The 20,880-nt window shown below is 44.0% G+C and carries 19 protein-coding genes; 7 read left to right on the top strand and 12 right to left on the bottom strand.

Annotation, left to right across the window (positions count from 1 at the left end; genetic code table 11):
* Positions 1–49: 49 nt before the first annotated feature.
* Together JCM16456_RS14380 and JCM16456_RS14375 are read right to left on the bottom strand one after the other, a co-directional pair.
* Positions 50–1,753 (bottom strand): sodium:solute symporter family protein, encoded by a 1,704-nt coding sequence (locus JCM16456_RS14380; RefSeq protein WP_068715511.1) that lies wholly within the window; start codon positions 1,751–1,753, stop codon positions 50–52.
* Positions 1,754–1,765: 12 nt separating this feature from the next.
* Positions 1,766–2,032: a DUF4212 domain-containing protein gene (locus tag JCM16456_RS14375; protein ID WP_068715509.1), complete on the bottom strand. Its 267-nt coding sequence runs from the start codon at positions 2,030–2,032 to the stop codon at positions 1,766–1,768.
* A 491-nt stretch (positions 2,033–2,523) separates the two neighbouring features.
* On the opposite strand from JCM16456_RS14375, the gene JCM16456_RS14370 reads away from it, so the two are divergent.
* Positions 2,524–4,287, top strand: coding sequence for a potassium/proton antiporter (locus tag JCM16456_RS14370; protein WP_068715507.1), 1,764 nt, complete (start codon positions 2,524–2,526; stop codon positions 4,285–4,287).
* Here the strand turns inward: JCM16456_RS14370 and JCM16456_RS14365 are convergent, their stop codons facing one another.
* The 4 genes from JCM16456_RS14365 to JCM16456_RS14350 all read right to left on the bottom strand — a co-directional run bounded on the left by JCM16456_RS14365 (position 4,288) and on the right by JCM16456_RS14350 (position 10,561).
* Positions 4,288–4,917 (bottom strand): response regulator, encoded by a 630-nt coding sequence (locus tag JCM16456_RS14365; RefSeq protein WP_068715505.1) that lies wholly within the window; start codon positions 4,915–4,917, stop codon positions 4,288–4,290.
* A gap of 153 nt (positions 4,918–5,070) precedes the next feature.
* Complete coding sequence (locus tag JCM16456_RS14360; RefSeq protein ID WP_068715503.1) at positions 5,071–6,864, bottom strand: protein-disulfide reductase DsbD; 1,794 nt, start codon at positions 6,862–6,864, stop codon at positions 5,071–5,073.
* Positions 6,865–7,023: 159 nt separating this feature from the next.
* A complete protein-coding gene (aspA, locus tag JCM16456_RS14355; protein WP_068715501.1) occupies positions 7,024–8,475 on the bottom strand; it encodes an aspartate ammonia-lyase in 1,452 nt (483 codons plus the stop codon).
* 175 nt (positions 8,476–8,650) lie between these two features.
* Positions 8,651–10,561 (bottom strand): sensor domain-containing diguanylate cyclase, encoded by a 1,911-nt coding sequence (locus JCM16456_RS14350; protein ID WP_068715499.1) that lies wholly within the window; start codon positions 10,559–10,561, stop codon positions 8,651–8,653.
* A 96-nt stretch (positions 10,562–10,657) separates the two neighbouring features.
* On the opposite strand from JCM16456_RS14350, the gene JCM16456_RS23745 reads away from it, so the two are divergent.
* Positions 10,658–10,825: a hypothetical protein gene (locus tag JCM16456_RS23745; RefSeq protein ID WP_156430534.1), complete on the top strand. Its 168-nt coding sequence runs from the start codon at positions 10,658–10,660 to the stop codon at positions 10,823–10,825.
* A gap of 199 nt (positions 10,826–11,024) precedes the next feature.
* Positions 11,025–11,501, top strand: a complete 477-nt coding sequence (locus tag JCM16456_RS14345; protein ID WP_068715497.1) for an FxsA family protein — start codon at positions 11,025–11,027, stop codon at positions 11,499–11,501.
* Positions 11,502–11,562: 61 nt separating this feature from the next.
* Here the strand turns inward: JCM16456_RS14345 and trmL are convergent, their stop codons facing one another.
* The 4 genes from trmL to JCM16456_RS14325 form a co-directional block, all read right to left on the bottom strand.
* A complete protein-coding gene (gene trmL / locus JCM16456_RS14340; protein WP_068715495.1) occupies positions 11,563–12,039 on the bottom strand; it encodes a tRNA (uridine(34)/cytosine(34)/5-carboxymethylaminomethyluridine(34)-2'-O)-methyltransferase TrmL in 477 nt (158 codons plus the stop codon).
* Between the two features lie 208 nt (positions 12,040–12,247).
* Complete coding sequence (locus JCM16456_RS14335; protein ID WP_068715493.1) at positions 12,248–12,859, bottom strand: superoxide dismutase; 612 nt, start codon at positions 12,857–12,859, stop codon at positions 12,248–12,250.
* A 74-nt stretch (positions 12,860–12,933) separates the two neighbouring features.
* Positions 12,934–14,322 (bottom strand): envelope stress sensor histidine kinase CpxA, encoded by a 1,389-nt coding sequence (gene cpxA, locus JCM16456_RS14330; protein ID WP_068715491.1) that lies wholly within the window; start codon positions 14,320–14,322, stop codon positions 12,934–12,936.
* Positions 14,322–15,008, bottom strand: a complete 687-nt coding sequence (locus JCM16456_RS14325) for a response regulator (protein WP_068715489.1) — start codon at positions 15,006–15,008, stop codon at positions 14,322–14,324. Before JCM16456_RS14325 ends, cpxA begins: the two co-directional genes overlap by 1 nt.
* Before the next feature lie 181 nt (positions 15,009–15,189).
* Here JCM16456_RS14325 and JCM16456_RS14320 point away from each other — a divergent pair, with 181 nt between their 5' ends.
* The 3 genes from JCM16456_RS14320 to pfkA all read left to right on the top strand — a co-directional run bounded on the left by JCM16456_RS14320 (position 15,190) and on the right by pfkA (position 18,100).
* The gene (locus JCM16456_RS14320; protein ID WP_068715487.1) at positions 15,190–15,744 is read left to right on the top strand and encodes a CpxP family protein; all 555 of its coding nucleotides are present in this window, start codon (positions 15,190–15,192) and stop codon (positions 15,742–15,744) included.
* A 241-nt stretch (positions 15,745–15,985) separates the two neighbouring features.
* The gene (gene fieF, locus JCM16456_RS14315) at positions 15,986–16,903 is read left to right on the top strand and encodes a CDF family cation-efflux transporter FieF (RefSeq protein ID WP_068715485.1); all 918 of its coding nucleotides are present in this window, start codon (positions 15,986–15,988) and stop codon (positions 16,901–16,903) included.
* Positions 16,904–17,137: 234 nt separating this feature from the next.
* Positions 17,138–18,100, top strand: a complete 963-nt coding sequence (pfkA, locus tag JCM16456_RS14310; RefSeq protein ID WP_068715483.1) for a 6-phosphofructokinase — start codon at positions 17,138–17,140, stop codon at positions 18,098–18,100.
* Positions 18,101–18,184: 84 nt separating this feature from the next.
* Here pfkA and glpX read toward each other — a convergent pair whose 3' ends face one another.
* The gene (glpX, locus tag JCM16456_RS14305) at positions 18,185–19,192 is read right to left on the bottom strand and encodes a class II fructose-bisphosphatase (protein WP_068716089.1); all 1,008 of its coding nucleotides are present in this window, start codon (positions 19,190–19,192) and stop codon (positions 18,185–18,187) included.
* Between the two features lie 320 nt (positions 19,193–19,512).
* Between glpX and zapB the strand changes: the two genes are divergently transcribed.
* Positions 19,513–19,755, top strand: a complete 243-nt coding sequence (gene zapB / locus JCM16456_RS14300) for a cell division protein ZapB (RefSeq protein WP_068715481.1) — start codon at positions 19,513–19,515, stop codon at positions 19,753–19,755.
* A 94-nt stretch (positions 19,756–19,849) separates the two neighbouring features.
* Here zapB and metF read toward each other — a convergent pair whose 3' ends face one another.
* A complete protein-coding gene (gene metF, locus JCM16456_RS14295; RefSeq protein WP_068715479.1) occupies positions 19,850–20,746 on the bottom strand; it encodes a methylenetetrahydrofolate reductase in 897 nt (298 codons plus the stop codon).
* Between the last annotated feature and the right edge of the window lie 134 nt (positions 20,747–20,880).

Below are 20,880 nucleotides of genomic sequence, written 5' to 3'. Positions count from 1 at the left end.
AAGCCCAACAGTTTGTTGGGCTTTTGGGTTATGGGTGTCCTAAAGCTCTTTAATGTTCGTGAGCATCACCTGCACCTTTTGGATAACGGATTGATTCCACCATCTCTTGAACGTCTTGTGGTACTTCGGCAGTAAATTTATTTACCACAATAGATACTATGAAATTCAAACACATACCTAGTGTACCTATCCCTTCAGGGCTGATGCCAAACCACCAATTAGCAGGAACATTTGCTGCTGGGTTGATGAATTTGAAGTAGATAATGTACGCTGCGGTAAAGGCAATACCGACTAACATCCCACTGATAGCCCCTTCTTTATTCATCTTTTTATAGAAGATGCCAAGAATAATGGCTGGGAAGAAGGATGACGCAGCCAAGCCGAAGGCAAAGGCGACCACCTGCGCCACAAAACCTGGTGGGTTAATACCTAAATACCCAGCGCCAATAATGGCGAGCATGGCGGCAAGTCTGGCGGCGAGCAGCTCTTGTTTGTCCGTCATATTGGGCCTGAAGCCTTTTTTCAGTAAGTCATGGGAAATCGAGGTAGAGATAACCAGCAACAGGCCTGCCGCTGTTGATAGTGCCGCAGCTAAACCGCCAGCTGCTAACAGTGCTACCACCCAGTTTGGCAATTTAGCCAGTTCTGGAGAGGCCAATACCACGATGTCACGGTTGATGGTCATTTCGTTACGACTATCACCAGAGTAGAACATGCGGCCATCACCGTTCTTGTCTTCCCATGCTACTAGGCCTGTGCTTTCCCAGTTTTTATACCAACTAGGGGCTTCTTCTGCGATAACGCCACGCATTTCTGGGCCATTGATGGTATCGATCATGTTAACGCGAGCAAAGGCGGCAACTGCTGGTGCTGTTGTGTACAAAATAGCGATGAACACAAGCGCCCAACCGGCAGATATACGCGCGTCGGATACTTTGGGAACCGTAAAAAAGCGGATAATAACGTGAGGGAGTCCCGCTGTACCAACCATTAATGCAGCCGTGATAAAGAAGACATCAACCATGCTTTTGGAACCATCCGTGTAGGCGGTAAAACCAAGCTCTTGAGTTAATCCATCTAATTTATCGAGTAGGTAGGTATCACTGCCGACCGAGGTTGACCCAAAACCAATTTGTGGAATGGGATTACCAGTCATCATTAATGAGGTAAAAATAGCAGGTACCATGAAGGCAAAAATGAGCACACAATATTGAGCGACTTGAGTATAGGTTATCCCTTTCATGCCCCCCATTACCGCATAGAAGAACACGATTGCCATGCCGATGATGATACCCATATTGATATCAACTTCGAGGAAGCGGGCAAACACCACTCCCACGCCACGCATTTGTCCCGCGACATAAGTGAATGAGACAAAGATGGCACAGAACACCGCTACCATTCGCGCAGTTCTGGAGTAGTAACGGTCACCGATAAAATCAGGAACAGTAAACTTGCCAAATTTGCGTAAGTAGGGTGCTAAACAAAGAGCAAGTAGTACATACCCTCCGGTCCACCCCATGAGGTAAACGCCGCCGTCATATCCCACATAGGAAATGATACCCGCCATCGAGATAAATGACGCAGCAGACATCCAGTCAGCAGCGGTTGCCATACCGTTTGCTACTGGGTGCACACCACCACCAGCAACATAAAATTCACTGGTTGACGCCGCGCGAGCCCATATCGCTATGCCAATGTAAAGGGCAAAGGTCAGCCCAACTAAAATAAATGTCCAAGTTTGAATATCCATAACAAACTCCACTTAATCTTCGTGTACGTTGTACTTCTTATCTAGTGCATTCATGCGTGCAACGTAGATAAAGATTAAAGCAACAAAGGTGTAAATCGCGCCCTGCTGAGCAAACCAAAAGCCCAGTTTAAAACCACCAAACTGGATAGCGTTGAGGCTGTCAACAAACAGGATGCCAGCGCCGTAAGAAACCAAAAACCACACTGCAAGCAGTGTTCCCATTAGGGTTAGGTTCTCTTTCCAGTAGGCTTGTGCGTGTTCATTTGACTCAAATGACATAGCCTTCTCCTTAAGTCGTGTTCCATACCAATTGTTAATATAATGTTACGCAATTGATGGTAGCAGTGAAGAAAGCACCTATCTGTGCAACTTTAGTCGTGGGAAAAAGCCCAATAAGGCGAGGTTCTTGCGAGATTGGAGAGAAAAGTGAGACGCTGATCTTGTTAATTAAGAGTTAGCTTAGCCAAAGGTATAATAAATTTTTTACCAGATAATGAGAAACTAAACGGGTCAGTTAGCCGACGATTCAATAAATCCAAGATACACTTAAATAGAAACTGATCTCATATCTGTTCTGAGTTAAGGTCATTAAGAGAAGTCTTGGCGCTGTTATTTGAATAGCAGTTGGAATCTCATGTAATGCGAAATTTGAAAGAATGGCAAGAGTGAAGTTAAAACAGGGTATGCTAATGTTCGAGCGTTGAAAAACGTGGTAACAAAGTTCAGATAAATAAAAAATATGACAGAATTTTCAGTTGGAAGGAGAGAAAGTGGACGCTATTACCATCAATAGCTTTTTTTTAGTCGGTGCATTACTGATTGCGTTAAGTGTTATGTTAAGTCCAGTATCTTCGAAATTGGGCATTCCTATCCTGTTGCTGTTTTTGCTTGTCGGTATGTTGGCTGGTGAAGATGGCCCAGGCGGTATTCAGTTTGATAACTACTCCACCGCTTATCTAGTGAGTAACCTAGCCTTAGCCATTATTTTGCTCGATGGTGGTATGCGAACGCGAGTTGCTAGCTTTCGTGTGGCATTTTGGCCTTCAGTTTCATTGGCTACCGTTGGGGTGGCGATTACTACTTTAATTACAGGTTTGCTTGCTACTTGGTTATTTGACCTAAGTTTAATGCAAGGATTATTGGTGGGCGCTATTGTGGGTTCTACCGATGCCGCTTCCGTTTTCTCGTTATTGAAAGGGCGTAGCCTAAATGAAAGGGTAGGGTCTACGCTTGAGATTGAATCTGGTACTAATGATCCCATGGCGGTGTTTTTAACCGTTACATTAATCGCCGTACTGGCCAATCCTTCCGCAGATATGAGTGCAAGCTTTTTTGCCCTAAGTTTCGTGAAACAGTTTGGTGTTGGTGCCGTGATGGGGCTGGCTGGCGGATGGGTCTTGTGGTGGGTTATCAATCGCAGTGCATTGCCTGAGGGACTTTACTCCATTCTGACGCTGAGCGGTGGTTTGATTATCTTTGCATTGTCTAACGCTTTGGGTGGTAGTGGTATTTTGTCCATATACTTAGTTGGTTTGTTATTAGGTAATCGTCCAACACGCAGTCGCCATAGTATTCTCAATGTACTTGATGGTATGACTTGGCTCAGTCAAATCGGCATGTTCTTGGTGTTAGGTATGCTTGTCACACCAAGTAACCTACTGCATATCGCTGTGCCCGGATTAGCTTTGGCTATTGGGATGATTTTGTTGGCTCGTCCCATTTCAGTTTGGATTGGCCTGTTGCCATTTCGTAGTTTTAGCTCACGTGAAAAATGGTTTATCTCTTGGGTAGGTTTACGCGGAGCCGTGCCCATTATTCTCGCGGTATTCCCGATGATGGCGGGTCTTCCTAATTCACAGTTGTACTTTAACTTGGCATTCTTTGTGGTGATGGTTTCTCTCATCGTCCAAGGCGGTACTCTGACCAAAGCAATGAGTTTAGCCAAGGTTGAATTACCTCCGAAACCTGAACCCATTTCTCGAACTGGAGTAGAAATCTATCCAACCAGTGAGTGGGAGTTATTCATCTATAAATTGAAATCAGACAAATGGTGTATCGGTGAGCCATTACGTAATCTCTTTATGCCGGACGGTACTCGTATTGCCGCAGTATTTCGTGATAACACGTTGATGCACCCATCGGGTAGTACCAAATTGGAAGAGAGCGATATTTTATGTGTTCTAGCCCAAGAGAAAGATTTGGAATCCCTAAGCCACCTGTTTAGTGAGGCGCCAGAAAAAGCATCGTTAGCCCGTTTCTTTGGTGACTTCTTCTTAGATGTGAAAGCCAAATTGAATGACGTTGCTTTAACTTATGGTTTAGACCTTGGCGAGTTTAATCCCGACATGACATTGCAAGATTTAGTCATGCAGCATCTAGGTACAACGCCTGTTCTCGGTGACCACTTTGAATGGCAAGGTTTGCAATGGATTGTTGCTGATGTGGTTGATTGGCAGGTGACGCGAGTTGGTTTGCGTCTTCCTCCAGAGGAGGAAGAGCAAGAGGAAGAGGTTGAAGACGTTATCGTAAGCTAATTAGTCATTTATCTCTTTAAGTAATATGACCGCTTGAGTCCGATTTTTAACCCCAAGTTTACGGAAGATAGCGGTCATATGCGCTTTAATTGTTGCCTCAGACACATTCAATTCATAAGCAATTTGTTTATTGAGCAGGCCATCCGATAGCATGCCCAATACCTTATATTGTTGCGGGGTTAATGCGGCAATTCGTTCGGCCAAGTCATTGGTTGGAATCGATTCATTGACCAGACCTGGTGGAAAGTAAGGTTCACCCTCTAGCACTTGATTGAGCGCCGCGATAAGTGTGCGCATATCACTGGATTTGGGAATAAAACCAAAAGCACCATAATGTTTTACTTGGGTGACGACCGACGACTCTTCACTGGCAGAAATCACCACGATCGGTAAGTCCGGGTAATCGGCGCGCAATTGGATAAGACCAGACATACCGTTGGCCCCAGGCATTTTCAGATCCAATAGCAGCAAATCGACATCCGGCTCTTTTTCTAAAAGCTCGAGAAGAGCGTTTAGAGAGTCGGTTTCCAGTAGGTTAGCGCCACTGATTGCCATATGCACAGATTGGAATAGGGCATTGCGAAACAGTGGATGATCATCAGCGATGATTATGGTGTAGTTAGACTCCATCACGTTACACACTTTTAGCAATTTCGTTAATTAAAGTATGTGCGTGTTTATTACTTTCAACAATATATTGTCACTAAAAGTCTGAACTCTATCCGGTTTTTACTATGAGCTTGATTGATTATAGTGGAGACTGTCGCACTTCATTTCTTAACATTAAAGCTTAAATTGCGACAGATGTTGGTCGAATTGTGGCGCATCCATAAACCCAGTGATGCGCGCTGTGGATAGTTGTTCGCCTTGTGCATTCCAGAAATCAATGGTGGGTAAGCCCAAGACATTCAACTTCTTCATTAAGGCAATATGCTCTGGAGTATTTGCCGTCACGTCGATTTGTAGCAACACAAAATTGCTTAAGTGCTGGCGAATGAGTGGGGTGTTGAACGTGTATTTTTCAAACTCTTTACACGCCACACACCAATCAGCATAGAAATCGAGCATTACTGGTTTGCCTTGCAGCTTAGCAAGAGCGAGCCGCTGAGTTAGGTCGTCAATATTACGGATGGTAGTAAATGGTAAATGCTGTATTTGCTCTGTGGTGGCAGAGTTACCATAGCTAGACGAACTATTATTCCACCAATGCCACAGCCCTTGAGCGGAAAAGAAACAACCTAATATTGCCATTAACGTTAGTAGGCTGTGATACCAACGAACCTCATTGACTTGCCTTAGCACATGATAGACCCAAACAAAGCTAATCAAGCCGAGTAGTGACCAGAGCAGTGTAACGTAGGATTCAGCAATGATACGCTCGAGAAGAAAAATAGGTGCTGCCAGCAAAACAAAGCCAAATAGGGTTTTGACGTGATTCATCCATAATCCGGCTTTAGGCAATAAGCGTTGTCCAAACATTGCTGCGAGAATAAGCGGAATACCCATACCAATAGAGAGTGCGTAAAGCGTGATAGCGCCAGTGAGTAAGTCACCTGATTGCGCAACATAGAGTAAAGCTCCAGAAAGCGGTGCTGTGGTGCAAGGGGAGCACACTAAGCCAGAAATCGCCCCCATAACAAACACGCCAAGTGCATGACCGCTTTTCTGTTGATTACTCCACTGGGTAAGCTTGGTTTGTAGGCTGTTTGGTAACTGTAGGGTAAATAGGCCAAACATTGACGCCGCCAAAAGTAAGAACAACACACTTAGAGTTATCAGCACCGTAGGTTGTTGCAGCGCTGCTTGGAACTGCACGCCAGCACTTGCGACGATTAACCCAAGACCCGTATACGTCAGCGCCATGCCTTGAACATAAATAACGCTAAGTACCAACGTTCTCGCTTGTGAGAGAGATTTTTGCCCTAACACTAAGCTAGTCAAAATAGGATACATAGGCAGAACGCAAGGGGTAAAAGCCATACCAACTCCAAACAGAATAAACAGGAGCGGTGCCCACCAGTGGGTGGCTAATTGTTGGGCAAGAGACAGCGAGCTGGTCGACGATGGCGTACTGGTGTTATTCACCTTGGCGGTTGCAGTAGACGATACTGTGGTCGACGTTACCGCATTAAATGGCGTTATTTCAATTTGACGAGTTTCAGGCGGATAGCAAAATCCCGCTTCAGCACAGCCTTGGTAACTAATAGTGATCGTAGCGCCCGCTTGGTAATCGCTAAGAGGAACCGAGAGTGACGTTGGGGCTGTATAAATATGAACATCACCAAAAAACTCATCATGATGCGGTGTGGCTGTCGGCATCTCATATTGACCGAGTGTGACCTTATCTGCGGCAATCGACATGCGTTCTTGGTAGAGGTAATAGCCGGGTTTTATTTGCCAATCGAGATACAGTTGCCTACCTTGCTGATAGCTACTGAAATTAAACGCCTCATCAACCGTGACAAAACTGTCTTGCTGAGTGGGTAAAGTGAACGAGGATTGATTACCAAAAGATCCCCATGCATTAGAGCAAATGAGTAGGATTATCCAAGAGGAAAGTATGCGAATCTTAGTCATCTTTGGTCAATGTACCAGCTGTTTTTAAAGCAATTGGATGAATAATAGCGTAAATAGTTGCCTTTGAGGAATCCGTTTTATGCAAGAGTTATGTATAGGTTTGAGTTATTTTAGACATAAAAAAACCTCCCAGAGGGAGGTTTTTTAGACAAATTGTACTTACTCGTAGCGTTTTGCTTTGTACTGAGGACGCATTAAGTTCTCTGGAGAGAAAATATCGTCAAGCTCTTCAACGGTAAGCAGACCACGTTCAAGAACGACTTCACGAACGCTCTTGCCCGTTTCGGCACAAATCTTACCAACGATGTCACCTTGGTGATGACCAATGTATGGGTTTAGATAAGTAACGATACCGATAGAGTTGTAAACGAAACCTTCACAGACTTCTTTGTTCACAGTGATGCCGTCAACACACTTGTCACGTAAGTTGACACACGCATTTGAGAGTAGTTCAACGGATTCAAACATACTTTGCGCGATAACGGGTTCCATTACGTTTAGCTGTAATTGACCGCCTTCTGCTGCGAAAGAAACCGTATTGTCGTTCCCCAATACTTTAAAGCATACTTGGTTAACAACTTCTGGTACCACTGGGTTGACTTTAGCTGGCATGATAGAAGAACCCGCTTGCAGTTCTGGCAAGTTGATTTCATTTAAACCAGCACGAGGGCCTGAAGAGAGCAAGCGCAAGTCGTTACAGATTTTAGACAGTTTAACTGCAAGGCGTTTAAATGCGCCGTGCGTCATTACGTAAGCACCACAGTCAGAAGTCGCTTCGATCAAGTCTTCAGCAGGAACCACGTCAAGACCGGTCACTTCCGCTAGGTGTTTAACCGCAAGCTGTTGGTAACCTGGTGCTGTGTTCAAACCCGTACCGATTGCTGTAGCACCCAAGTTTACTTCAAGCAGTAGTTTTGAGGTGTATTGCAGAGCACGGATTTCTTCGTTAATAGTAACAGCCCAAGCGTGGAACTCTTGACCTACTGTCATCGGTACAGCATCTTGTAACTGGGTGCGACCCATTTTGAGAATGCTGGCAAACTCGGTGCTTTTCAGTTCAAAGGCTGCTTTGAGGTACTCGATAGACTCAATCAGTTTTTGTACGCTGTTGTAAACAGCGATGCGAAAACCGGTTGGGTAGGCACAGTTCGTTGACTGGCTACGGTTAACATGGTCGTTCGGGTTAATAAATTCATATTCACCCTTTTCTTTACCCATTAATTCTAGCGCTAAGTTAGCAATAACTTCGTTAGTATTCATGTTGACAGATGTGCCGGCACCACCTTGGAATACATCCGATGGGAATTGGTCCATACACTTGCCTGTCTCAAGCATTACGTCACATGCTTGAATAATATAGTTGGCGATATCTTTAGGAAGTACACCTAATTCCTTGTTTGCCAATGCAGCCGCTTTTTTGGTCATTACCATACCGCGAACAAACTCGGGAACATCGGAAATAGTGACTTTAGAAATATTGAAGTTTTCAATTGCACGTACAGTGTGAATACCATAGTAAGCGTTTGCTGGTACTTCACGTTGGCCCAGTAAGTCTTCTTCAAGACGAACGGCTTTTTGAACCGTTTCTGGAGTGCTAGTTAGGGTTGCCATAAAGGATCCTTTGAGAATGATGCTGATAAAATCCGTACCAAGAGCCATTTCTGTCTCTAGAATCCCTTCTTAATTATTGCGGGGAGTTCGTCCTGACTTCCGTGGCGAATCATACTTTAACTGAAGAACGAAAATAAGTAGACGGATCACTTTTTTCAATAGTGAAATGTTTGGTTTACAGATTGCGAGGTTCTACCAGACTCAATTTCTCGACTCCATGAATAGATACACAGTTTTTCCCTTTGCGTTTCGAACGGTATAACGCTTGATCAGCATTACTGAAAGAGACCAATGGGTCTTCAGTGAGTTGTGCTATCCCAACACTAATACTCACGTTGTGTTTCGGCCAACTGGCAATAGAAACGCGGATGCGGTTCATCAATTTTGCGGCATGTTCTAAATTGCTATGTTGAATGATCACGGCAAATTCATCGCCACCAATTCGAGCAATAAAATCGGTATCACGCATGAGAGATTTGAGTTGAATGGCAACAAACATGATCACCTCATCGCCCACGGTGTGTCCTAGTGAATCATTGATCGATTTAAAAGAATCAATATCGAGTACGGCTAAGCAACTATGGGATTGCTCAGGATAGCGTTGTCTCAGGCGCGTATTATATGCGAGTGTTTGATCGAATTTTTTCTTGTTCCAGAGTGATGTTGTTGGGTCACGTTCGCTCTTTTCTTTGAGCTCCATAATGGCGTTATGGTGTTCAGAAATATCGGCAAATGAGTAAACGAAGAACTGAACTCGATTCATCTTGTTAAGCAGAGTCTTGATTACGGTTTGATGAACCATTTCATCCCCATTGGGGGATTTTAATACAAATTCGCCTTGCCATTCATTGGTGCTGTTGAGTGAGTCGGTGATAAGTTTTTGTTTCTCTTTATTCGGTTGGAAATAGAGCAGGTTTTGCCCTACCAAGCGATTGGGGGATATACCTACGAGATCAGAGAACTTACTATTAGCCCGTAAAATCGTGTGTGAGCTATCAGTAAGTACAATGGCTATGCCATTTTCCATGGCATATTCTGCGTAGGTGCGGTCCATTTTAATTTGCCGATAAGTCTCCCAATACAAAGAAAAGACAACTGAACAGAGCCCCAGAAGCAACCAAATGGTGATTGCGTCTGAGCGAATCATATTATCTCGTTCACTAAACATGCCCATGATGTATTCATTTGGATAGGAGGTAACTAGGTTTAATGTGCCGGAATTACTAAAGAGAGAATTAACAAAAGGCTGGTGTAAAAAAAGACCAGAGTCGTTGTACAAAGTGCCTTTACGATTCGGTTGTTCTTTTAGCTGCAGCCAAAGATCGGGGTAGTCGCTTGGCAAGTTTTTGGCTGCCCGCTCAAAAATGAGATCGCCAAACAGTTTAGATGGGTCGCTACTGATGATGTAGAAACCATCTTTATCAACAAAATCAACAGCCAAGTTTTGTGTGTTATTGGTCATTCGATGTATGACAGCCAGCACATCTAAGTTGGCAATAAAGTAACCCAAGCGTTCTGTTGGGGTATCAATTGGCATAATTAGGCGCAAGCCTGGGCGATATGGAATAACGGGTTTTTCATGTTCGTATTCTAAATCAATACCAAACATACCTTCTTCACCCGGTTTCAACTGCTTTGCGAAACGAAAATAATCGCGGTGTCCCTTGGATTGGAGCTGGCTATCCGGAACAATAAATGGAAAGGGACTCTCTGGCGTGTAATCGACACGAATCAATTCGTTCCCTTCTTTGTCCAAATAACGCAACTGATAAAATAAAGTGGAATTGTAAGAGGTAACGTACCATTGATTGACTAAGTAGTGCTTTAAACGAGCACTAGGCTCTTTGGCATAATCGAGCAGTAGTTCGGAATGACTTAACTCATCAAAGGTTTGCAGTAGTTGATTGGTTGTGCGGTTAGCTTGAGTGTCAACGTACGATAGAAATTGTTCGCCACGCTGCTCTAGCCCTTTAAGTAAGAAATGGTGTGCGGTCGTCGACAAATAAAAATAATAAATCAGCGGCACGACAGAAAGTGTCAACCACATTAATGCTGCTTTAATAAGAGTGCGTTTAACACGTTTCATTATGCTATCTATTGATTATTTAAGCCTAATTATAGGCTAGTTCAGCCTCTCTATTTTTGCCAAATCATTTTGAAGGTATACCCAAATGACCTCAAGATGCAGACTTCAGAGCTTCATCAACGAGCACAGGTCAAGCTCAATTACGGAAGGAATGGTTATTCCCTTTCAACGTCATTGGGCGCGGAAATGGGCTTGTTGATGAGCTCCCAAGGGGCGAGTTGTATTCGCTCCTATGCTGCGTTACTGATTTTCTACGTAGAATAACTATGTATTCAAATCAGTGCCTTGCCTAAGAGCGAATACATTCTCGCTGAAACCGCATCTTGAGGTTACTTGGGTATATAAAGAGCAAGCACTTTTGAGTCTTAAGATTGCCATGCTTGATCACACATTAGTTGGCTTATCTCGATTGCACCAAACTTGTTAAGTGGTTATGGTTGAGTCGCTAAACCAAGGAGGCACCGTGTTCCCAATTATTTTATTGCTGTTTATTGCTGTCCCTATTGTTGAGATCAGTCTGTTTATCCAAGTGGGGCACGTATTAGGGGTATGGCCAACCATTGGGTTGGTATTATTAACGGCATTTGTGGGGGCTTCTTTGGTTCGTAGCCAAGGGATTCAAACCTTAATGAGTGTTCAGCAGCGCTTGCAGCAAGGTGAGTTACCTGCGCAACAAATTTTTGAAGGGGTTGTGCTTGTCGTTGCTGGTCTGTTATTGCTCACGCCCGGTTTTTTAACCGACTGCACAGGGATGATTTTATTACTTCCAGTGCCAAGAGCTAAAGTGGCTCGTTATTTAATGAGTAAAATGACGCTTACTACCATGGGTGGGTCTTTTCATTCATCACAGGGTGGGCCTTTTGATCACTCTTCGCAAGACGGTAGAACTTTTGATGGTGAGTTTGAACGCAAAGATGATGATAACCATCGCTTGCGTTGATAAAAGTGAATAGTGCCATCGAAAAGATGGCACTTTGCACAGTAAGAAAAATACAGAAGCCTTACAACCCACCATTAAAGCCTAGCTGACGCCACACTTCATACGCGATAATCGCTACCGAATTTGATAGGTTAAGGCTACGAGCATCCGGCATCATAGGAATTCGAATCCGTTGTTCCATTGGCATGCTATCAATGATTTCTTTTGGTAGCCCACGAGTTTCTGGACCAAACAACAAAATATCACCTTCTTGATATTGAGGGTCAACGTGATGACCTGTGGTTTTGGTCGTACAAGGGAAGATTCGATATTGCTGACGTTCTGTTGCTAGAAAATCAAGAAATGCTTGATAGTTTTTATGACGAGTCACGCGGGTAAGGTCGTGATAGTCCAATCCTGCACGGCGAACTTTCTTTTCTTCTAAGTCAAACCCAAGTGGCTCGATTAAATGAAGAGTGGCTCCACAGTTAGCACACAGGCGAATAATGTTACCCGTATTGGGGGCGATTTCAGGTTCGTACAGCGCAATTTCAAACATAATCCACATCCTTCTTAATTCAGGTGACGGATTATATACCCAAATGGCCTTAAGGTGCAGGATTCAGAGCTTCATCAACCAGCGCAGGTCAAGTTCATTAACGAACGGAATACTCACTCTATAACGGAATTGAGTAATGCTGTGGGGGGGGGGTGAATATGGCTACTGTTAAGCAACGTAGCCATAAATATTAGGTGCTTAAGCTTGATTAAGCGGACAGCGCATTTTGATAGTTTTGTTCAACGGCATCCCAATTCACCACGTTCCACCACGCATTGATATATTCAGGGCGGCGGTTTTGGTAGCTGATGTAGTAAGCGTGCTCCCACACATCGAGAGCGAGGATAGGTTCACCTTTCACTTGAGCAACATCCATTAGTGGATTGTCTTGGTTGCTGGTGGACGTAATTTCAATCTCACCATCTTTGACAATTAGCCAAGCAAAACCAGAACCAAATGTATTGATGGCCGCTTGAGCAAAGGCCTCTTGGAATGCTGCAAAGTTGCCAAATTTGTTGTTGATTGCTTGGGATAGTTCCCCTTTGGGTTCACCACCACCGTTTGGACTCATGCAGTTCCAATAAACGATATGGTTGAAGTAACCACCGCCATTATTACGAATGGCCGGAGAAAGAGAAGAGATTTGGCTGAAAATCTCTTCAATCGATTGTTCTTCTTGTTTTGTACCTTTCACTGCAGCGATAAATTTATCGAAATAAGTACGATGGTGCTTGCTATAGTGAACTTCCATGGTTTTTGCATCGATGTAAGGTTCAAGCGCATCGTATGCATAAGGTAATTCTGGGAATGTATGAGACATAACGTATCCTCCTTTTGAGTAGGAATATGTTATTGCTAATCATTCTCATTATCAACTTGTTCTTTGTGTGGTTTTTAACCTTGTAGGGGTAAAGTGAACTGAACCTGTAATCCACCTAGGCTACTTCGGCTCGCTTTGATGGAACCGCTGTGCTGACGAATAGCGCTTTCTGTAATGGCTAAACCTAGCCCAGTGCCGCCCGTAGAACGATCACGCGCAGTCGATACACGATAGAAGGGGCGGAAAATTTGCTCCAATTCACTATCAGGTACACCTTCACCATTATCTTGGACAGTCACCATGAGCTTTTGCTGATTGACGACAAAAGCCACATCGACCACATCTTTGCCATATTTAATGGCATTACGAACGATGTTTTCCAGTGCACTCATGAGCAGTTTCGGATTGCCCGATATGCGTACGTCTGGAATATCGTCATAGCGAAGTACTTTGTTTAATTGCTCTGCTTCAAATTGAGCATCACTTAATAGCTCTTCCCATAAGCTGCTCAGTGGTTGAACTTCTCGACTCATGTGGCTGTCGGTTTGCATGCGAGATAGCTCTAGAAGTTCACCGATCATCTGTTCAAGACGCTGAGCTTCGGTATCGATACGTTCTAACTCAACACTCTCTCCCTGTTTTCGGGCCGCTAAGCCAGTTGCCATACGCAAGCGAGTGAGCGGGGAGCGCAATTCATGTGAAATATCTGACAACAAACGTTGTTGCCCTGAAATCATGGCATTAACAGCGCCAACCATCTGGTTAAAGCTGTGCCCAGCAGAACGAAACTCGGAAGGTCCTTTCTCTAATTCGGGGTCAACAACGAAGTTACCTTGGGCCACCCGATCCGCTGCTTTGGCAAAACGTTGCGCTGGCTGACTTAACGCCCACGCCAGCCAGAGTAAAAATGGGGTGCTCACAACCATAACCAGCAGTAGGAGTTGCAATGGGTGGTCAAATAATTGAATTAAAAATGGCGGCGGTCCTTCGAAATCGACACCGACAAACAGTAGGAGTTGCTGTTTGGCTAAAATAATTGGAAATGGTCCCGCGATTTGATACTTGCCATATGCCTTTTGCTGAGGTTTTTCTGAAAACTCGGCAATGGAAGTAAAGTTTTTTAGGGCTCGGTATTTAAATTCGGGACGAATTTGGGGAGACAGAATGTTGCCGTCCAGAGTAGTGATAAAAAAATCGGGACGATGCTTATCTCGTGGGCCACGAGGTCCTGGCCTTTCACGCATCTGATGCAAAATCCAGTTGAGATCGTCAACGTCACTAAAACGCCCCATCAGCATATCGCGCGAGTCGATCATATGCTGGAACATTTCGGGGGGAATGTGGCGGGATTTTCTCGGATCCATATTGGGGAAAATGACCACGCCCACAACGATGATCGCTAGAGTAAGCCAAAAAATAGCAAAAATACGTCCGTATAAACTATTTAGCTTCGGTAGCGTCATTAATCCTCCAGCACCATTAGGTAACCGCGTCCACGTAAGGTTTTAATGCGAGACTTGCCATCGGCTCGTTCAGGCAACTTTTTCCGTAGGTTAGAGACGTGCATATCAATCGCACGATCAAATGCAGCAAGGTGTTTACCTAGAACATCCAGACTCAAGGTTTCTTTAGTTAAGGTTTGGCCTGGGTGTTGGACGAAATGACTGAGTAATGCGAATTCAGTCGTTGTTAAATCAAGTAAGTTACCTTGGCAATACGCTTCTTGCTTGCCTGGATAAACTTGAATGTCTTGACACTCAAGCATATCCGATGCTTTTTGCGTATGTTGAGGTTGAGTGCGACGCAAAATAGCTCGAATACGAGCAAGCAACTCACGGTCACTAAATGGTTTAGGTAAATAGTCGTCAGCTCCGAGTTCTAACCCGATAACGCGATCAATTTCTTCACCTTTGGCTGTTAGCATTAGTACTGGTGTTGACCAATGTTCACGAAGTTTTTTCAGTGTTTCCATGCCATTAAGGTGGGGCATCATGACATCGAGCAAAATAAGATCGATAGAGTCATTCACTGCTTCTAGGCCTGCTTCACCATCATTGGCTTCTGAAACCAAGAACCCTTCGTAACTCAGTACTTCTTTGAGTAAACCTGTTAATTCTACATCGTCATCAATGACTAATATATGCGCCATAACCATCTCACTTGAATGAACACTTGATAACATTTTACCGTGGCTTGGAATGATAATTTACTGACAATATCACTCTTTACGTTGATTTACTCCTGCTATACGTCGTTTGACCGCCAGATAAGTATTCTGAAATGGAGCGCTGTCACACAGCTTTTAAGTCGAAGAATAGAAGGATTAGCAAATGAATATGGCAAAAAAAGTGCTGTTAGCCGCAGTAGTACTTCCTCTGACCATGGCAGCCTCCGGTGCATTTGCAGCCGGTGGCCCTCAGGGGCCCAAAGGAGATCGCACTCCAGGAGGTGTTTGTGGTCCTGATGGAGAGCAAAGCATTCTGCAGCAGCTTAATCTATCAAAGCGGCAGACTGAACAGCTAAAAGAGCTTCATAAGAAAGAACATAAAGCGATGCGCGAAGAGATGAAAGCACTTCATGAAGAAGAGCAATCTATTGTGCTAGCCAAAGATTTTGACCAAGCTAAAGCGACTCAATTGGCGCAGAAATTGGTGAATTTGCAGGTTCAGCGCCGCGTAGAAATGATGCAAAAACGCCACGATTTGATGGCCATCTTGACTCCTGAGCAGAAAGGCCAATTTGAGCTGCTGCAAAAATATCGCATGTCTCAATGTATGAAAGGTCCAGGCATGAAAGGTCCAGGCATGAAAGGTCCAGGTTTTAAAGGTCGGCCAGATGGTGAACACGGTCCACGTGGTGAGATGCCTATGCCAGAGCAACCATAATCTCATCTCGCGTACAAAGCAGCTTCGGCTGCTTTTTTTGTTTATGGCTTTATACCCAAATGACCTCAAGATGCAGACTTCAGAGCTTCATCAACGAGCACAGGTCAAGCTCAATGACGGCAGGAATGGTCATTCCCTTTCAACGTCATTGGTATATATAAAGTAGAAATAACAGAACATTATTCGAACAAATCCAGAGCGTTTTGTATAATTAATTCATTGTGTTAGTTGGAATGTCATGATGAAAAAAGAATACGAACGTCTTGTCACTACTGCTGCATGGCTTGCAACCTGCGTTGCCAGTTTGTTGCTAGTGGTGAAACTGGTGATTTGGTGGTTAACTGGCTCGGTCAGTTTATTAGCCTCACTTATCGACTCGATGATCGACATTGCTGCCTCGATTGTGAATCTAGTGGTACTAAAATATTCACTACAGCCAGCAGATAAAGAGCATACCTTTGGGCATGGCAAGGCGGAATCATTGGCGGCTTTAGCCCAGGCCATGTTTATTTCTGGATCTGCGGTGTTTTTGATTTTGAACGGTATTGATCGTTACTTCCGGCCTCAGGCATTGCATGCTCCTGAATTGGGTGTTTATGTTAGCTTATTCGCGATCGTCATCACTCTAATGTTGGTGATGTTCCAAAGGCATGTGGTCAAAAAAACCGGTAGCCAAGCCATTGCTGCTGATTCGTTGCATTATCAAACTGACCTTTATATGAACATTGCGATTACCATCGCATTAGGATTAAGTTGGTTTGGGTTTACGCAAGCGGATGCCATTTTTGCGGTTGGTATCGGGATCTATATTCTCTACAGCGCTGTGCGAATGGTGCATGATGCGATTCAAACCTTACTTGATCGCTCACTTCCTGAAGAAGAAAATCAACAAATCCTTGAAATTGCCATGTCAGTAAAAGGCATTATGGGGGTGCATCAACTTCGCACCCGAATGTCTGGACCTATCCGCTTTATTCAGCTCCACCTTGAATTGGAAGATAAGATGCCACTTATTGATGCGCACAATCTTTCTGATATGGTAGAAGCCAAGTTGCGTAAGGCGTTTCCTGGTGCGGATGTGTTAATTCACCAAGATCCTTATTCGGTGATTTTTGGACCAGAAAGAAAGCAAAAAGCTCAAAGTCCGTATGAGGTTTAGCCGGGCATCTTACACAATACAACGACTATTCTGACATGAATCAACACAACACGATGATGAGAGTGGCATACTCTTACTCATTAAGAAAACTTGCCGTAAATAAGTAAATAACGGTAGTAATCCTGTTTAGTACAGGTAACATACAACAACAATAAAAAGATTTTGCTAAGGGGTAACTTGTTGTCTCTTGGCGTAAAAATAGATGAATGGGTTCCCAAAATATAGAGGGTGAGCATGATTAAAAAGATCGGGGTTTTGACCAGCGGCGGTGACGCACCTGGCATGAATGCTGCGATACGCGGCGTGGTTCGTACAGCTCTTGGTGCAGACCTAGAAGTGTATGGTATCTATGATGGTTATTTAGGTCTTTATGAAGACCGCATTGAAAAACTTGATCGTTCAAGTGTTTCTGATGTGATTAACCGTGGTGGTACTTTCCTAGGCTCTGCTCGTTTCCCAGAATTTAAAGAAGAAGCCGTTCGTGCAAAAGCGATCGATAACCTGAAAAAACACGGTATCGATGCGTTAGTGGTTATCGGCGGTGACGGTTCTTACATGGGTGCTAAAAAACTGACTGAAATGGGTTACCCTTGTATTGGTCTTCCTGGCACTATCGACAATGATATCGCCGGTACTGATTACACCATCGGTTACTACACCGCACTGAATACTGTTATCGAAGCGATTGACCGTCTACGTGACACGTCTTCTTCACACCAACGTATCTCAATCGTAGAAATCATGGGTCGTCACTGTGGTGATTTGACCTTAATGGCGGCTGTTGCAGGTGGCTGTGAATACATTATTTCTCCTGAAACTGGATTGAATAAAGAACAGCTAATTTCTAACCTTCAAGATGGTATTAAGAAAGGTAAGAAACACGCTATTATCGCGCTGACTGAGTTAATGATGGATGCCAATAAATTGGCAAAAGAGATCGAAACGGCGACAGGTCGTGAAACTCGCGCTACTGTTTTAGGTCACATCCAACGTGGTGGTGTACCTACAGCATTTGACCGTGTACTTGCTTCTCGCATGGGTAACTATGCTGTGCACCTTCTTCTTGAAGGTCAAGGCGGTCGTTGTGTTGGTATCCAACAAGAGCAACTGGTTCATCACGACATTATCGATGCGATTGAAAATATGCGTCGTCCAGTGCGTAAAGATCTCTACAAAGTTGCTGAAGAGTTGTTCTAAGCATCTCTTGTTGATGGACAAAAAAAGACCGCGAATATCGCGGTCTTTTTGTATCTTTCTTGTCAGGCTTAACGCAAGTTTGATTTACAGAATAATATCACGTACATCTGCGTCTTTACGTTCCAAGTAGTGAATTGACTTGATACGGCGAATCGTACGGCAACGACCACGAATCAGCAGTGTTTCGGTGGTTGCGATATTACCTTTGCGAGTAATTCCGTCTAGCAAATCGCCTTTGGTGATTCCGGTTGCAGCAAAAATGACATTATCACTACGTACCATATCTTCAAGTTTAAGTACCTTATTCGCTTCCACGCCCATTTCTGCGCAGCGTTTTAACTCTTTAGCACCCCAGATACGATTATCTTCGGTTTCACCTTTCACTTCGTGACGTGGCAGTAAGCGACCTTGCATATCACCATCGAGAGCACGAATCACTGCAGCTGATACTACGCCTTCCGGTGCGCCACCAATGCAATACATCATGTCTACTTCGCTATCTGGCATACACGTCAGGATTGATGCAGCAACGTCACCATCTGGCACCGCAAACACTCGCACCCCCATTTTTTGCATTTCTGCTATCACATTATCGTGACGAGGTTTAGCAAGAGTGATCACAACCAATTCAGATAAGGTTTTGCCCAGTGCAGTTGCCACGTTAGTTAGGTTTTCTTCTAGTGGTTTATTGAGATCAATACAACCTTTTGCTTCAGGGCCTACAACCAATTTTTCCATGTACATGTCAGGCGCTTTAAGGAAACTGCCTTTTTCACCAGCGGCTAATACCGCTAGCGCATTAGATTGCCCCATTGCGGTCATTCGAGTGCCTTCGATGGGATCTACCGCGATATCGACGGCATCACCACCGATACCTACTTCTTCTCCAATATACAACATAGGCGCTTCATCAATTTCGCCTTCGCCGATGACAATTTCACCCGCAATTTCAGTTTTGTTAAGTAAGGTGCGCATTACTTCCACTGCCGCACCGTCTGCTGCATTTTTATCTCCACGACCAAGCCATTTATATCCTGCTAATGCAGCACCTTCGGTGACTCGAGAAAAAGCCATTGCCAATTCGCGTTTCATGTCTACTCCAAACCAAAAATTACGGGACAATTTATCGGCGAATTCTAACATATTAATGGGGAAACGTTTGCTGTTTGCTCGATACGAGGTTTGCACTCGATCAAAAGTGAGTCGGAAATCTTTGATGTGGTTGAAAAATAATCGTCCAAAACTGAGTTGATGCAGATTAAGTAAACTTGGTGTCAATTTGCGCCTTTTTTTTAACCGAATAATGCAAAATCTCGAATATAGAGAGTGTCTATCTGCGTTTGGCTGAGTAGAATGGGGGAAATTTGGTGACAGACGGTGTCACGCCAACCGAATACGTAAGGGTAAGCAACATGTCTTTTGAAGTACTAGAGCAACTGGAAGCAAAAATTCAAACTGCGGTAGACACTATCGCATTGCTACAAATGGAAGTTGAAGAGCTAAAAGATGACAAACAGAAGCTTGAACAAGAGACTTCTGAACTGAAAGCCAATTGCGAAGCGATGGAGCAAAGAGCGGAGCAAGTACAAAAAGAACACGAAGCATGGCAAGAGCGCATTCGTAGCCTGCTAGGTAAAATGGAAGACGTAGAATAAGTTCGTTTTCATACTTGAATAAGAAAAAAGCGCTGATGGTCGACATCAGCGCTTTTTGTTTGTGTGAGCGGTTTTAAATACGGTTGACGCGCCATTATTTCTCGAGATCTGGACGAATTCCTAAAGTATGACAAAGTGCGTAAGTCATCTCGGCGCGGTTAAGTGTGTAGAAGTGGAAATCTTTTACACCTTCGCGGCTAAGGATGCGTACCATATCAATTGCTTGGCTTGCTCCAACAAGTTGGCGAGTGGTTGGGTCATCATCCAAACCTTCAAATTGTTTTGCCATCCAACTTGGGACTTTGACATTGTTTTGAGCGGCAAAACGTGATGCTTGCTTGAAGTTGGAAACAGGTAAAATGCCGGGAACAATTTCAACATCAATACCAGCGGATAGACAACGATCGCGAAAACGCAGGTAGCTTTCGACATCAAAGAAGAACTGGGTGATAGCGCGGTTGGCACCTGCATCCACTTTTCGACGTAAATTTAATAGATCAGCTTGAGCGCTTTTTGCTTCAGGATGCACCTCAGGAAAAGCGGCAACCGAAATGTCGAAGTCATGACGAGATTTTAGGAGCTCGACTAAATCAGATGCATACATGTTAGGGTGGTCACTGCCCGCAGGAATATCTCCTCGTAACGCCACGATATTATGAATATCGTTATTCCAATAGTCGTCCGCGATTTGAATAAGTTCATCGCGAGTCGCATCAATGCAAGTTAGGTGTGGCGCTGAGACAAGGCCGGTTTTATCTTTGATTTCTTTGATGATCGAGTGGGTGCGATCACGTTCACCAGAGTTTGCCCCATAGGTCACAGAAACAAATTGAGGGCGCAGTGTTTTTAGACGGTGCACAGAGTTCCACAATGTCTCTTCCATTTTTTCGCTACTTGGCGGAAAAAACTCAAACGAAACATTAATGTTATCCGATAGCTCTGCAATATTTTGATTCAGAGCATCAATGTGGCTGGCATGCGTGTATCCCATAATTTTCTCCCTGTGACCTGTCGCCACAATATAAAACTATCCGCTCAATTTTATCGACGTTTAGACGTCTATATGTCCAAATGATGTGATCAATTGCTCTTAAAGTCAACAGCGTAAAGATGAATGTTTTTCAT

The organism is Vibrio tritonius (genome assembly GCF_001547935.1).
In the GTDB taxonomy this organism is placed as follows: domain Bacteria; phylum Pseudomonadota; class Gammaproteobacteria; order Enterobacterales; family Vibrionaceae; genus Vibrio; species Vibrio tritonius.
This window is presented reverse-complemented; position numbering and strand designations above follow the sequence as displayed.

Excerpts from the sequence above, each read along its gene's own strand:
- glpX (WP_068716089.1), bottom strand. The coding sequence starts at position 19,192 with ATGAAACGCGAATTGGCAATGGCTTTTTCTCGAGTCACCGAAGGTGCT.
- JCM16456_RS14375 (WP_068715509.1), bottom strand. The coding sequence starts at position 2,032 with ATGTCATTTGAGTCAAATGAACACGCACAAGCCTACTGGAAAGAGAAC.
- JCM16456_RS14325 (WP_068715489.1), bottom strand. The coding sequence starts at position 15,008 with ATGGCGCATATATTAGTCATTGATGACGATGTAGAATTAACAGGTTTA.
- JCM16456_RS14365 (WP_068715505.1), bottom strand. The coding sequence starts at position 4,917 with ATGGAGTCTAACTACACCATAATCATCGCTGATGATCATCCACTGTTT.
- pfkA (WP_068715483.1), top strand. The coding sequence starts at position 17,138 with ATGATTAAAAAGATCGGGGTTTTGACCAGCGGCGGTGACGCACCTGGC.
- zapB (WP_068715481.1), top strand. The coding sequence starts at position 19,513 with ATGTCTTTTGAAGTACTAGAGCAACTGGAAGCAAAAATTCAAACTGCG.
- JCM16456_RS14320 (WP_068715487.1), top strand. The coding sequence starts at position 15,190 with ATGAATATGGCAAAAAAAGTGCTGTTAGCCGCAGTAGTACTTCCTCTG.
- metF (WP_068715479.1), bottom strand. The coding sequence starts at position 20,746 with ATGGGATACACGCATGCCAGCCACATTGATGCTCTGAATCAAAATATT.
- fieF (WP_068715485.1), top strand. The coding sequence starts at position 15,986 with ATGAAAAAAGAATACGAACGTCTTGTCACTACTGCTGCATGGCTTGCA.
- JCM16456_RS14380 (WP_068715511.1), bottom strand. The coding sequence starts at position 1,753 with ATGGATATTCAAACTTGGACATTTATTTTAGTTGGGCTGACCTTTGCC.
- JCM16456_RS23745 (WP_156430534.1), top strand. The coding sequence starts at position 10,658 with ATGCAGACTTCAGAGCTTCATCAACGAGCACAGGTCAAGCTCAATTAC.
- cpxA (WP_068715491.1), bottom strand. The coding sequence starts at position 14,322 with ATGACGCTACCGAAGCTAAATAGTTTATACGGACGTATTTTTGCTATT.
- aspA (WP_068715501.1), bottom strand. The coding sequence starts at position 8,475 with ATGGCAACCCTAACTAGCACTCCAGAAACGGTTCAAAAAGCCGTTCGT.
- JCM16456_RS14360 (WP_068715503.1), bottom strand. The coding sequence starts at position 6,864 with ATGACTAAGATTCGCATACTTTCCTCTTGGATAATCCTACTCATTTGC.
- JCM16456_RS14335 (WP_068715493.1), bottom strand. The coding sequence starts at position 12,859 with ATGTCTCATACATTCCCAGAATTACCTTATGCATACGATGCGCTTGAA.
- trmL (WP_068715495.1), bottom strand. The coding sequence starts at position 12,039 with ATGTTTGAAATTGCGCTGTACGAACCTGAAATCGCCCCCAATACGGGT.
- JCM16456_RS14350 (WP_068715499.1), bottom strand. The coding sequence starts at position 10,561 with ATGAAACGTGTTAAACGCACTCTTATTAAAGCAGCATTAATGTGGTTG.